Annotated in this window: 14 protein-coding genes; 3 read left to right on the top strand and 11 right to left on the bottom strand. The window is 70.3% G+C overall.

Features of this window, described 5'->3' with window-relative positions; translation table 11 throughout:
* Positions 1-33: 33 nt before the first annotated feature.
* The 6 genes from OHU34_RS11650 to OHU34_RS11625 form a co-directional block, all read right to left on the bottom strand.
* Positions 34-105 (bottom strand): putative leader peptide, encoded by a 72-nt coding sequence (locus tag OHU34_RS11650; protein WP_309544753.1) that lies wholly within the window; start codon positions 103-105, stop codon positions 34-36.
* A gap of 242 nt (positions 106-347) precedes the next feature.
* Complete coding sequence (locus OHU34_RS11645; protein ID WP_405772235.1) at positions 348-1,970, bottom strand: FAD-dependent monooxygenase; 1,623 nt, start codon at positions 1,968-1,970, stop codon at positions 348-350.
* 175 nt (positions 1,971-2,145) lie between these two features.
* Positions 2,146-3,048, bottom strand: a complete 903-nt coding sequence (locus tag OHU34_RS11640) for an amino acid ABC transporter permease (RefSeq protein WP_142266490.1) — start codon at positions 3,046-3,048, stop codon at positions 2,146-2,148.
* Positions 3,045-3,710 (bottom strand): amino acid ABC transporter permease, encoded by a 666-nt coding sequence (locus OHU34_RS11635; RefSeq protein ID WP_142266491.1) that lies wholly within the window; start codon positions 3,708-3,710, stop codon positions 3,045-3,047. Before OHU34_RS11635 ends, OHU34_RS11640 begins: the two co-directional genes overlap by 4 nt.
* Before the next feature lie 109 nt (positions 3,711-3,819).
* A complete protein-coding gene (locus OHU34_RS11630) occupies positions 3,820-4,680 on the bottom strand; it encodes a glutamate ABC transporter substrate-binding protein (RefSeq protein ID WP_142266492.1) in 861 nt (286 codons plus the stop codon).
* A gap of 62 nt (positions 4,681-4,742) precedes the next feature.
* The gene (locus tag OHU34_RS11625) at positions 4,743-5,519 is read right to left on the bottom strand and encodes an amino acid ABC transporter ATP-binding protein (protein WP_054243698.1); all 777 of its coding nucleotides are present in this window, start codon (positions 5,517-5,519) and stop codon (positions 4,743-4,745) included.
* Positions 5,520-5,833: 314 nt separating this feature from the next.
* Here OHU34_RS11625 and OHU34_RS11620 point away from each other — a divergent pair, with 314 nt between their 5' ends.
* Positions 5,834-6,520 (top strand): response regulator transcription factor, encoded by a 687-nt coding sequence (locus tag OHU34_RS11620; RefSeq protein ID WP_142266493.1) that lies wholly within the window; start codon positions 5,834-5,836, stop codon positions 6,518-6,520.
* A gap of 12 nt (positions 6,521-6,532) precedes the next feature.
* Positions 6,533-7,939: a HAMP domain-containing sensor histidine kinase gene (locus tag OHU34_RS11615; RefSeq protein ID WP_142266494.1), complete on the top strand. Its 1,407-nt coding sequence runs from the start codon at positions 6,533-6,535 to the stop codon at positions 7,937-7,939.
* A gap of 9 nt (positions 7,940-7,948) precedes the next feature.
* Here OHU34_RS11615 and OHU34_RS11610 read toward each other — a convergent pair whose 3' ends face one another.
* Entirely contained in the window at positions 7,949-8,947 is a 999-nt protein-coding gene (locus OHU34_RS11610) for a TAXI family TRAP transporter solute-binding subunit (RefSeq protein ID WP_142266495.1), read from the bottom strand.
* A 99-nt stretch (positions 8,948-9,046) separates the two neighbouring features.
* Between OHU34_RS11610 and OHU34_RS11605 the strand changes: the two genes are divergently transcribed.
* Positions 9,047-9,454: a MazG nucleotide pyrophosphohydrolase domain-containing protein gene (locus tag OHU34_RS11605; protein WP_054243695.1), complete on the top strand. Its 408-nt coding sequence runs from the start codon at positions 9,047-9,049 to the stop codon at positions 9,452-9,454.
* Between the two features lie 14 nt (positions 9,455-9,468).
* Here OHU34_RS11605 and OHU34_RS11600 read toward each other — a convergent pair whose 3' ends face one another.
* The 4 genes from OHU34_RS11600 to OHU34_RS11585 form a co-directional block, all read right to left on the bottom strand.
* The gene (locus OHU34_RS11600; RefSeq protein ID WP_405766193.1) at positions 9,469-9,606 is read right to left on the bottom strand and encodes a hypothetical protein; all 138 of its coding nucleotides are present in this window, start codon (positions 9,604-9,606) and stop codon (positions 9,469-9,471) included.
* A complete protein-coding gene (locus tag OHU34_RS11595) occupies positions 9,585-9,950 on the bottom strand; it encodes a hypothetical protein (RefSeq protein ID WP_405766191.1) in 366 nt (121 codons plus the stop codon). Before OHU34_RS11595 ends, OHU34_RS11600 begins: the two co-directional genes overlap by 22 nt.
* Before the next feature lie 148 nt (positions 9,951-10,098).
* Positions 10,099-11,322 carry a cation:proton antiporter gene (locus OHU34_RS11590; RefSeq protein WP_142266496.1) on the bottom strand — a complete coding sequence of 408 codons (1,224 nt, stop codon included), beginning with the start codon at positions 11,320-11,322 and terminating at the stop codon, positions 10,099-10,101.
* A gap of 4 nt (positions 11,323-11,326) precedes the next feature.
* Positions 11,327-11,812 carry a cation:proton antiporter regulatory subunit gene (locus OHU34_RS11585; protein WP_054243692.1) on the bottom strand — a complete coding sequence of 162 codons (486 nt, stop codon included), beginning with the start codon at positions 11,810-11,812 and terminating at the stop codon, positions 11,327-11,329.
* Positions 11,813-11,928: the final 116 nt, after the last annotated feature.

Here is an 11,928-nt window from a genome sequence, read left to right as displayed (position 1 = left end):
GCGGCACGCGCCGGTGGGACAGGGGATGCGAATTCAGCAGGACGGACGACACACGCAGCCCGCATAGCGGACGAGGTCCATATGGACCCTCCGCCACAGGCGCACATCGGTGTCGGTCACGATCCGGAGTACACCACGCCGGTGCACCCCGGTCAACTCACTGTCACCCTGTGGACCGCACAGTCACAGCCGGTGCGATCGTACGTTCGTCGTACGGCTCTTTTCAGGGTCTCGTCGGGTTCTCGTCTTCCGGTTCACGTCCGGTGGGCGGCCGGTCGCCTCCGGTTCTCGTACGGGCGGGCGCCGGGTGGGGCTGCCCCGGCACTTGGCCGGGGCCGTACCGTCAGTCACTTGGCCGCGGAGCCCGCCGCGGCCCCCGCGTCGGACGTCTCCCGTGCCCCGGTGGGCCCGCCCACGGTCGCCTCCGCCGCCGCGTACAGGTCGGCCGCGCGTACTCCGTCGAGCGCGGTGACCAGATGGCCGTCGGGCCGGATCAGCAGGACGGTGTGCGCGGCCGCGCCCGGATAGCTCTCGGCCACCAGCAGCTCGGCCGGGCTCGGCAGGGCCGTCACCGCGGCGGCGAGCCGGGGCATGATCCCGGCGCCCACCCAGTGCCTGCGCTCCCACACGCCGGTGCCCGGCGCGATCAGCAGGACGAGCAGGGCGCCGCGCCCCAGCCGGTCCCGCAGCCGTACGAACGAGCCGTCCTCCGCGGTCACGCGCACGTCCTCGACCGGCGCGCCGGGAGGCGTGCCCACGGGCACCTCCGCCTCCAGATGCCGGGGCGCGAGCGGCGAGCCGTCGTAGGTGCCCGGCGCGCCCAGTGGACCGCGGCCCAGGTGACCGTCGGTGAGCAGCACGTCGTGGCCGCGGGCCGTGCCGGGGACGTACGCCCTTATCCCCGCGCCGCCGCGCAGCACCGGCAGTGCCTGGTCGGCGGCGCGCAGCCGGGCGGCGACGGCCGCGCGCCGCTCCGCCTGGTAGCTGTCGAGCAGCGCCTCGTGCGACCCGTGATGCCAGGCCAGGGCCAGTTTCCAGGCCAGGTTGTCGGCGTCCCGCAGGCCCTCGTCGAGGCCCTGGGTGCCGAACGCGCCGAGCAGATGCGCGGCGTCCCCGGCGACGAAGACCCGCCCCACGCGCCAGCGGCGGGCCAGCCGGTGGTGCACGGTGTGGACACCGGTGTCGAGCAGCTCGTAGGCGGGTGTGGAACCGCCGCTCCAGCCCGCCAGCGTCTCGCGGACGCGGGCCACCAGCAGCTCGGGCGTGACGAGGTCCTTGCCGGGCGGCAGCAGCCAGTCCAGGCGCCAGACGCCGTCCGGCAGCGGGCGTCCGGTGACCTCCCCGGCGGAGGGGCCGGACACCCGCCACGGTGGTGTCCGATGGAGCAACGCCTCGTCGGGCCAAGGAAGTTCCGTGCGCAGCGCGGCCACGGCGTGTCGTTCCACCGCGGTACGGCCGGGAAAGCGGATGTCGAGGAGTTTGCGGACGGTGGAGCGCGGGCCGTCGCAGCCGACCAGGTGGCTGCCCCGCCACCAGGTGCCCTGGGGGCCGCGCGTGTGGGCCGTGACACCGGAAGGTTCCTGCTCGATGCCGTCCAGGCGGCTGTCCACGGCGATCTTCACCAGCCGCTGGCTCACGAGGGCTGCGCGCAGGACGCCCGTCAGCACATGCTGGGCGATGTGCAGGGGAGCGGGATCCGTCGCGTCGTCGAACCTGACCTCGCGTGTCACCTGCTTGCGCCGCATCGACCGCCATCCGGCCCAGTGGACCCCGGCCCCGTCGAGGGACGTTCCGGTGAGCCGCTCGATCAGGGCGGCGGTGTCCTCGCGCAGGACGACGGTGCGCGCGAGCCGTGGTTCGTCCTTGCCGGGGCCCTCGTCGAGGACCACGGACGGCACCTGCTGGCGCGCCAGCGCCAGGGCGAGCGTGAGCCCCACCGGCCCCGCTCCGACGATGATCACCGGGTCCACGGCGTGCCGCCCCCTGCCCACGACGGTGTCCTCAGGGACGTAAGGGAACAAGAGGTAGGAGCAGGGTGCACGATCACAGAACGTATGCAACCCATTGCCGCTGCTTGCGTCAAGTGACGGAGGCAGCGGCGCGCACGCCACTGCCTCCGTACAGGTCACACCACTTGAGCGGGCGTCAGGCGGACGCGCCGCTCCCGAAGCCGCCGCCGACCTCGGCCGCGTTCAGGTCGTCCACCTTGTCGACGCCGAGCACCGCGCCCGTGCTGCGCTTGCTGCGCCGCAGGTAGCGCTCCAGCCAGCTCGCGAAGCTGGTGAGGATGAAGTTGAGCACGATGAACATGATCGCGACGACGATGAAGCTCGGGATCACGTTGGCGTAGTTGGCCGCCAGCGTGCCGCGGGAGTTGAGCAGTTCGGGGAACCCGAGCATCACACCGCCGAGCGCGGTGTCCTTCACGATGACCACCAGCTGGCTGACGATCGCCGGGAGCATCGCGGTGACCGCCTGCGGAAGCAGGATGCTGCTCATCGTCTGGCCCTTGCGCAGGCCGATCGCGTACGCGGCCTCCGTCTGTCCCTTGGGCAGCGAGAGGATGCCGGCCCGGACGACCTCGGCGAGGACCGAGGCGTTGTAGAGCACCAGGCCGGTGACGACGGCGTAGAGGGGTCGGTCCCCGCTGGTGACGTCCGTGGAGCGGGCGTAGAACTCGTTGGCGAACAGCATCAGCAGCAGCACCGGGATCGACCGGAAGAACTCGACCACCGTGCCGGACACGGCCCGTACCCACCGGTGGTCGGACAGGCGGGCGATACCGAAGACCGCGCCGAGCGGGAGGGCGATCACCATCGAGAGCGCGGCCGCTTTGAGCGTGTTCTCGAGGCCGGGCAGCAGGTACGTCGTCCAGGCCTCGGACTCGGTGAACGGCTTCCACAGCGCGGAGGTGAGCTGGTCCTTCTCGTCCATCTTCTGCCACACCCACCACAGGAGCAGGGCGAGGAGGACGAAGAAGACCACCGAGAAGAGGACGTTGCGCCGCTTGGCGCGGGGTCCGGGAGTGTCGTAGAGGACCGAGCTCATCGCTTCACCGCCAGTCGCTTGCTGAGCCAGCCGAGGATGAGGCCGGTCGGCAGGGTCAGTACCACGAAGCCGAACGCGAAGACCGCGCCGATGAGCAGCGTCTGCGCCTCGTTCTCGATCATCGTCTTCATCAGGTAGGCGGCCTCGGCGACGCCGATGGCGGCCGCCACCGTGGTGTTCTTGGTCAGGGCGATCAGGACGTTGGCCAGCGGGCCGATGACCGAGCGGAACGCCTGCGGCAGCACGATGAGCGACAGGGTCTGGGTGAAGCTCAGCCCGATGGCCCGGGCCGCCTCCGCCTGCCCCATGGGCACCGTGTTGATGCCGGAGCGGATCGCCTCGCACACGAAGGCCGCGGTGTAGGCGGACAGACCGAGCACGGCGAGCCGGAAGCCCTGGATCTTGAAGTCCTGGGCGCCCAGGGTCATACCGAAGACGTCGGCCAGGCCGAGCGAGCTGAAGAGGATGATGACCGTCAGGGGGATGTTCCGGACGATGTTGACGTAGGCGGTGCCGAACCCGCGCATCAGGGGGACCGGGCTGACCCGCATCCCGGCCAGCAGGGTGCCCCAGACCAGGGAGCCCACGGCGGAGAGGGCGGTGAGCTTCACCGTCATCCAGAACGCCCCTAGGACGTCGTAACCTTCAAGAAAGTCGAACACGATCTCCCGCGCTTCCGGGTGGGTGGCCTATGTGGAGGGCGGGGCGCGCCGCCGCCGTGATCGCGACGGACGGCGGCGCACCGCGAATACCCCGCTTGCTGAGCTGTGGTTACGAGGCGTTCGGGACGATGACGCCGATCTTCGGGGCAGGCTCGTTCTTGTAGCCGGCCGGGCCGAAGTTGGCGTCGACGGCCTTCTGCCAGGCGCCGTCGCTGACCATCTGCTCCAGCGCCTTGTTGATCTTGTCCACGGTCGCGGAGTCGCCCTTCTTGACGCCGACGCCGTAGTTCTCGTTGCTGAGCTTCAGGCCCGCGAGCTTGAACTTGCCCTTGTACTGGTCCTGCGAGGCGAAGCCGGCGAGGATCGAGTCGTCGGTGGTGACCGCGTCCACGGAGCCGTTCTGGAGACCGGCGATGCACTCCGAGTAGGAGCTCACCTCCTTGAGGTTCGCCTTGGGCGCGATCGACTTCTGCACGTTCTGCGCCGAGGTCGAACCGGTCACGGAACACAGGTTCTTGCCGTTGAGGTCGTCACCCTTGGCGATCTTCGAGTCCGACTTGACCAGCAGGTCCTGGTGGGCCAGCAGGTACGGACCGGCGAAGTCGACCTTCTGCTTGCGCTCGTCGTTGATCGAGTAGGTGGCCGCGATGAACTTCACGTCACCGCGCGCGAGGGCGTTCTCGCGGTCGGCGCTCTTGGTCTCGACGAACTCGATCTGGTCCGGCTCGTAGCCGAGCTGCTTGGCGACGTAGGTTGCGACGTCCACGTCGAAGCCTGCGAAGGACCCGTCGGGCTTCTTCAGACCGAGGCCGGGCTGGTCGTACTTGATGCCGACCTTGATCTTGCCGCTGCCGCCGCTGGAGCTGCTGCTGCCGCTGTCGTCCTTGTTGTCGTCGCCGCCGCAGGCGGTGGCGGTCAGGGCGAGGACGAGGACTGCGGCGGAGGCGGCGGTGACCTTGCGAAGCTTCATGAGGAACTTCCTTAGAAGAGTGGTGAAGTACTGCGTGCGGTGCGGGTTCCGTCAGATGCAGGTCAGTGGTGCAGGATCTTCGACAGGAAGTCCTTGGCACGGTCGCTGCGCGGATTGCTGAAGAACTGGTCGGGCGCAGCCTCTTCGACGATGCGTCCGTCCGCCATGAACACCACGCGGTTTGCAGCCGATCGTGCGAAACCCATCTCGTGGGTGACGACGATCATCGTCATGCCGTCCCGGGCCAGCTGCTGCATGACTTCGAGGACCTCGTTGATCATCTCGGGGTCCAGAGCCGACGTCGGCTCGTCGAAGAGCATGACCTTCGGGTCCATCGCCAGCGCCCGCGCGATGGCGACGCGCTGCTGCTGACCGCCGGAGAGCTGTGCGGGGTACTTGTCGGCCTGGGTGGCCACACCGACCCGGTCGAGGAGGGCGCGCGCCTTCTCCTCGGCCTTCTTCTTGTCGGTCTTGCGGACCTTGATCTGGCCGAGCATCACGTTCTCGAGCACGGTCTTGTGCGCGAACAGGTTGAACGACTGGAACACCATGCCGACGTCGGCGCGCAACCGGGCCAGCGCCTTGCCCTCCTGGGGCAGCGGCTTCCCGTCGATGGTGATCGCGCCCTCGTCGATCGTCTCCAGGCGGTTGATGGTGCGGCACAGGGTCGACTTGCCGGACCCGGAGGGTCCGATGACCACGACGACCTCGCCGCGGTCGATCGTGAGGTCGATGTCCTGGAGAACGTGCAACGCGCCGAAGTGCTTGTTGACGCTCCTCAGGACGACCAGTTCACCGCTCGCGACCGCGTCTTCCTTGGTCACCGATACTTCGGTCATCGCTCTGGTGCTCCGTCCTCCTCGGTTTCGGAGGACAGTAGTGACCTGCCGCGACCAGCGTCATTACATCTGAGGGGAATCTGAGCATCACGATCCGATAGCAATCGGACACGTGTCGTAGCACTTGTGACCTGCGGGCGTATCGGGCGGATAACGGTGGCCCGGTGCAACCGGAACCCTCTTGACGGCGTCCTCGTCCATCAGCGTGACTGCCATGATGCACACACGCGTGTGCCCGTGTTCTCCCGACCGGAGAACCGAACGCCTGTTTTAGTGAGTCAGACCGTATGCCCGATGAACCGGAGGAGGCCGGCATGAGACTGCTGCTCGTCGAGGACGACAACCACGTCGCCGCCGCGCTGTCCGCGGTCCTGAAGCGGCACGGTTTCGACGTCACCCACGCGCGTAGCGGCGAGGAGGCCCTCCAGGCGCTCGTCCCGGAGGGCCCCGGCTTCGGGGTCGTGCTGCTCGACCTGGGCCTTCCCGACCAGGACGGGTACGAGGTCTGCGGCAAGATCCGCAAGCGCACCGCCACACCGGTGATCATGGTGACCGCCCGCTCCGACGTGCGCTCGCGCATCCACGGCCTCAACCTGGGCGCCGACGACTACGTGGTGAAGCCGTACGACACCGGGGAACTGCTCGCCCGTATCCACGCCGTCAGCCGCCGCACCGTGCACGAGGACGCGGAGGCCGGCGGGGAGGACGCGCTGCTCCTGGGCCCCGTGCACATCGAACTGCCCACCCGGCGCGTGACCGTGGACGGCGCGGTCGTCCAGCTGACCCGCAAGGAGTTCGACCTGCTGGCGCTGCTCGCCCAGCGTCCCGGTGTGGTCTTCCGCCGGGAACAGATCATCAGTGAGGTGTGGCGCACCAGCTGGGAGGGGACCGGGCGCACCCTGGAGGTGCACGTCGCCTCGCTGCGCGCCAAGCTGCGCATGCCCGCGCTGATCGAGACCGTGCGCGGCGTCGGCTACCGGCTCGTCGCCCCGGGCGCGTAGCGGGGACCGCGGTTGCGTACTCGTCTCCTGCCGCTGCTCATCGTGCTGATGGCGGCCGTACTGCTGGCCCTCGGGGTGCCGCTGGCCGTCAGCGTGGCGGGCGCCCAGCAACAGAACGTGGTCGTCGACCGCATCGACGACACCGCGCGGTTCGCTGCGCTCGCCCAGTTCGTCACCGCCTCGTCCGGCGTCAACGACTCCGCGTCGGCCACGGACGAGCGACGCGCGACGCTCAGCCGGGAGCTCGACAGCTACTACGACGTCTACGGCATTCGTGCCGGTGTCTTCTACGGCACCGACACTCCCATGGCTCATGCCCCGAGGGACTGGTACCTCCCCGAAACGGGGGAGGTGCGGGAAGCCTTCGAGGAGGCTCTGCTCAGCCGTCGCAGCCACGACCCCCGGCAGGTATGGCCATGGCAGCGCAACCGGCTCGTCGTGGCGTCGCCGGTCATCCGGGACGGTGATGTCGTCGCCGTCGTCGTCACCGACTCGCCCACCGGGCCGATGCGGTCGCGGATCCTGCACGGCTGGCTGGTGGTCGGCGCGGGCGAGATCGCCGCGATGCTGCTGGCCATCGGTGCCGCCCTGCGGCTGACCGGCTGGGTGCTGCGGCCGGTGCGGGTCCTGGACGCCACCACCCACGAGATCGCGAGCGGCCGCCTGAAGTCCCGGGTCGCGGTGGCCGGCGGGCCCCCGGAACTCCGGCGCCTGGCCGGGGCGTTCAACGAGATGGCGGACAACGTCGAGGACGTGCTGGAGCAGCAGCGCGCCTTCGTCGCCGACGCCTCGCACCAGCTGCGCAACCCGCTCGCCGCACTGCTGCTGCGCATCGAACTGCTCGGGTACGAACTCCCGGAGGGCAACGAGGAGATCGCCTCCGTCCAGAACGAGGGCAAGCGCCTGGCCCAGGTCCTGGACGACCTGCTCGACCTGGCCCTGGCCGAGCACGCGGATGCCGATCTGCGGGTCACCGACATCGGCGCGTTGGCCGCCGAGCGCGTGGCCGCCTGGGCGCCCACCGCCGCGGCCAAGGGCGTCCGGCTGGTCGGCGACTGCCCGCCCACCACGGCATGGGCCGACCCGGTGACGCTGTCCAGCGCGCTGGACGCCGTGATCGACAACGCGGTGAAGTTCACGCCGGAGGGAGAGAGCGTCACGGTCACGGTCACGGCCGACGGCGAGACCTCGACCGTCGTCGTCACCGACAACGGGCCCGGGCTGACCGACGAGGAACTCACCCGCGTGGGCGACCGTTTCTGGCGCAGCGGCCGTCACCAGAACATCAAGGGCTCGGGTCTGGGCCTGTCCATCTCCCGGGCCCTGCTCGCGGCGGGCGGTGGCTCCCTCTCGTACGGCCATCACGAGCCCAGTGGACTGACGGCGACCGTGTCGGTGCCGCGGTCGCCGACGTCGTAGCCGGGAGTCCTACGGCTTGACGGAGCGGTAGTAGCGGCGGGCGCCCTCGTGCAGCTTCAGCGGGTCGGTGTAGATGGCCGTACGCAGGTCGACAAGCTGCGCGGAGTGCACATGCGCACCGATGCCGTCCCGGCTCTTGATCACGGTCCGGGTCAGCCACTCGGTGAGGCGGGGCGCCATGTCCGTCCGGGTCATCAGCAGGTTGGACACCGCGATCGTCGCCACGGTCGAGCCGTTCTGGATGGTGGGGTACGCCGACTCCGGCATGTTCGTGGCCCGGTAGAAGCCGGTGGAGTCGTCCTGGTCGTGCATCTTGGCGACCAGGTCGGGGCCGATCGGCACGAACCGGAAGGTGAAGGTGTCGGCCAGCTTCTCCAGCCCGGCCGTCGGCACTCCGCCGGACCAGAAGAAGGCGTCGATCTTGCCCTTCTTCAGCTCCTCGGGGCCGGTGTCGATGCCCTGCGACGCGGCCGTGATGTCCTTCGCCGGGTCCAGGCCCGCAGCCTTGAGCACCCGCTCGGCGATCAGCCGCACGCCCGAGCGGGGCAGCCCGGTCGCCACGGTCCTGCCCCGTAGGTCGGCGACGGACCGGACGTCGGAGTCACGCGGCACCACGAGCTGGACGTAGTCGTCGTACAGGCGGGCCACCCCGCGCAGCCGGGCGGCCGAGCCGGGGTGCTGCCGTTCGTACGTCTCCACCGCGTCGGCCGCGGCGATCGTGAAGTCGGCCTCGCCGGTCGCCACGCGCGCGACGTTCTCCTGCGATCCGTTGCTGGTCGACAGCTTCACGTCCAGGTCGGGCATGTCACGGGCGAGCTCCGCGCGCAGGCGGCTGCCGTACTCGTAGTAGACGCCGCTCGTCGTGCCCGTGCTGAAGGTGATCGACCCGCTCGGCGGGTCCTCGCCCAGCGGCAGCAGCCACCACAGCAGCAGCCCGAGGACGACGACACCGGCTGCTGTGCCCTGGAGGGCACGGCGCCTGCCGATACGGGAGAACAACGGGGACATGGCCGCGATCCTGCCAGCCGGAACGCGGTGCTGACCAGGGCGGGGCTCACAGGGCCGGTTCCGGACCGGAGTGTCGGTGGCCGTCGTTACAGTCGGTGCATGAGTTCCTCGCCCGCCGAACTGGTCCGTGAGTTCCACCGTGCCTTCGGGCTCGACGCCCGCAGCACGCCGACGGAGGTGTCGCCCCGCCTCGCCGCGCACCGTGGCGAGCTCCTCGCCGAGGAGGCGGCGGAGGTCGCCGAGGTGTCGGTGAGCGGCCCGCTGGACCGGCTCGCGCACGAGCTGGCCGACGTCGTCTACGTCGCCTACGGCACGGCCCTGGTGCACGGGATCGATCTCGACGCGGTGCTCGCCGAGATCCACCGGTCCAACATGAGCAAGCTGGGCCCCGACGGCCAGGTCGCCCGTCGTGCCGACGGCAAGGTCCTCAAGGGGGAGCACTACGAGATACCGGACGTGTCCGCGGTGCTGCGCCGGCAGGGGTGGACCCCCGGCGGCGCGGCCTGAAGCCGGTGGACCGGTCAGGAGGGTGACCCGCCGCCCGCCGGCTTCCCCTCCCGGTGCAGCGCGCCCAGTGGGATGTCCCGCTGGAACACCGGCGTGCCGAAGATCGTCGGCTGGAGCCGCAGGGTGCCGCTCAGGTCGACACCGCCGTACACGGCCCAGGAAACGTCGGCATCGAACACCGAGTGCCGGTGACCGTGCCGGTGCCCTCGCCGCGGACACAGGGCGCCAGATCGGCGACGACGCCGGCGCTGCCGTACAGGCCGACCGTGGCCTGGGCGCCGAGGGCCGCCCGCCTGCTGCCGGCGGTGGTGACGGAGGTGTGCACCGCTGTGCTCGTCATGTCCGAGGAGCTGACGGGGGTCCAGCACCGGACGAGGCCGAAGGTGCCGCCTGCCTCGAGGTCGTCCTGGAGGCTCTGCTCCACGTCGACGGTGTTCCTGCCGTCGCCGCTCACCTGGATGCAGCAGGTCAGGTGCAGGTTGACCACGACGGGCACGGGCCGATCCGGAGGACCGGATCGGCGCGCCACGGGGCGCCCGCCGTGAGTGCCGTGGGCGTCCGGAGTGCGGTCCGGGCTCCCACCGCGCCTGTGGCACACCTCCATCGCTCACCTCCATCGCTCTCGTTCACCTCGGTCGCACACCTCAGTCGCGCACCGCCGTCTGCGTCCTCGCCTCGGGAAGTCGCTCGGTGGTGCCGTGGTCGGGAGGCGTCCGGCGTCGCGCCCACCAAGCCGCCAGTGGCTCTGTGTAGCGGGCCGTCAGCGGGCCCAGCACGACCAGGATCAGGACGTACGCCGTGGCCAGCGGTCCGAGAGAAGGCTCTATCCCCGCGGTGACCGCCAGCCCCGCGATGACGATCGAGAACTCCCCGCGCGCGACCAGCGCGCCGCCCGCACGCCAGCGCCCCTTGACCGAGATCCCGGACCGCCGGGCGGCCCAGTAGCCGGTGGCGATCTTGGTCGCGGCGGTGACGACGGCCAGCGCGAGGGCGGGCAGCAGGACGGGAGGGATGCTCGCCGGGTCGGTGTGCAGCCCGAAGAAGACGAAGAAGACGGCGGCGAACAGGTCGCGCAGCGGGCTCAGCAGCGTGTGCGCGCCCTCGGCGACCTCGCCGGACAGGGCGATGCCCACCAGGAACGCCCCCACGGCAGCCGACACCTGGAGCTGCTGTGCCACACCGGCGACCAGGATGGTGAGCCCCAGCACGACGAGCAGCAGCTTCTCCGGGTCGTCGCTCGACACGAACCGGGAGATGACCCGGCCGTAGCGCACCGCCGCGAACAGCACGAGCCCCGCGACGCCCAGCGCGATCGCCAGGGTGACGCTGCCGGCCGCCAGCCCGACCCCGGCCACCAGGGCGGTGACGATGGGCAGGTAGACCGCCATGGCCAGGTCCTCAAGGACCAGCACGCTGAGGATCACCGGGGTCTCCCGGTTGCCGACCCGGCCCAGGTCGCCCAGCACCTTGGCGATCACCCCGGACGAGGAGATCCAGGTGACGCCCGCCAGCACCACGGCCGCCACCGGCCCCCAGCCCAGCAGCAACGCGGCGGCCGCGCCCGGCAGGGCGTTGAGGGCGCAGTCGACGAGACCGGCCGGATAGTGGGCCTTGAGGTTGGAGACCAGATCGCTGGCCGTGTACTCCAGGCCGAGCATCAGCAGCAACAGGATGACGCCGATCTCGGCACCGGTGGCGACGAACTCCTCGCTCGCGCCGAGCGGCAGCAGCCCGCCCTCGCCGAAGGCCAGACCGGACAGCAGGTACAGCGGGATCGGCGAGAACCGGAAACGGGCGGCGAACCGGCCGAGCAGGCCGAGGCCGAGGATGATGGAACCGAACTCGATCAGCAGGACTGCGGAGTGCACTCGATCACTCCCTACCGAGTATGGCCGCGGCCGCGTCCACACCTTCGCGGGTGCCGATGACGATGAGGGTGTCGCCGCCCGCCAGACGGAAGTCCGGCGTCGGGGACGGGATCGCCTCGGCCCGCCGCAGCACCGCGACGATGGAGGTGCCGGTCTCCGTGCGCATCCGGGTGTCGCCCAGCAGCCGCCCGTTCCAGCGTGAGGTGGCCGCGACCTCGATGCGCTCGGCGACCAGCCCCAGGTCCGTCGTGTACAGCAGGCTCGCGCTGTGGTGGGACGGCATCAGCGCGTCGATCAGCGAACCCGCCTCGGCACCGGTCAGCCGCAGGGAATGGGCGCAGGAGTCGGGGTCGTCCGCCTGATAGAGACCGACCGTCCGCGTACCGTCGCGGTGGGCCACCACGGACAGGTGGCGCTGCTCCCGCGTCACGAGGTCGTACTGGACTCCGATGCCTGGCAGCGGTGTCGTCCGGAGGCGTGGAGCAGACACGTTTCTTCCCCTTGCTGGTCGTAGCTGGTCGTTTCCTGTGACGTCTGGGACGGGTGCCCAAAACCGCCATGCTGCCATTCCCCCGTACGGTGACGACATGGGTGTCGTGACGGATG

It is taken from the genome of Streptomyces sp. NBC_00080 (assembly GCF_045041255.1).
In the GTDB taxonomy this organism is placed as follows: Bacteria; Actinomycetota; Actinomycetes; order Streptomycetales; family Streptomycetaceae; genus Streptomyces; species Streptomyces coriariae.
Note: the sequence above shows the minus strand (reverse complement) of the source record. Positions and strands in the feature narration are given on the sequence as shown.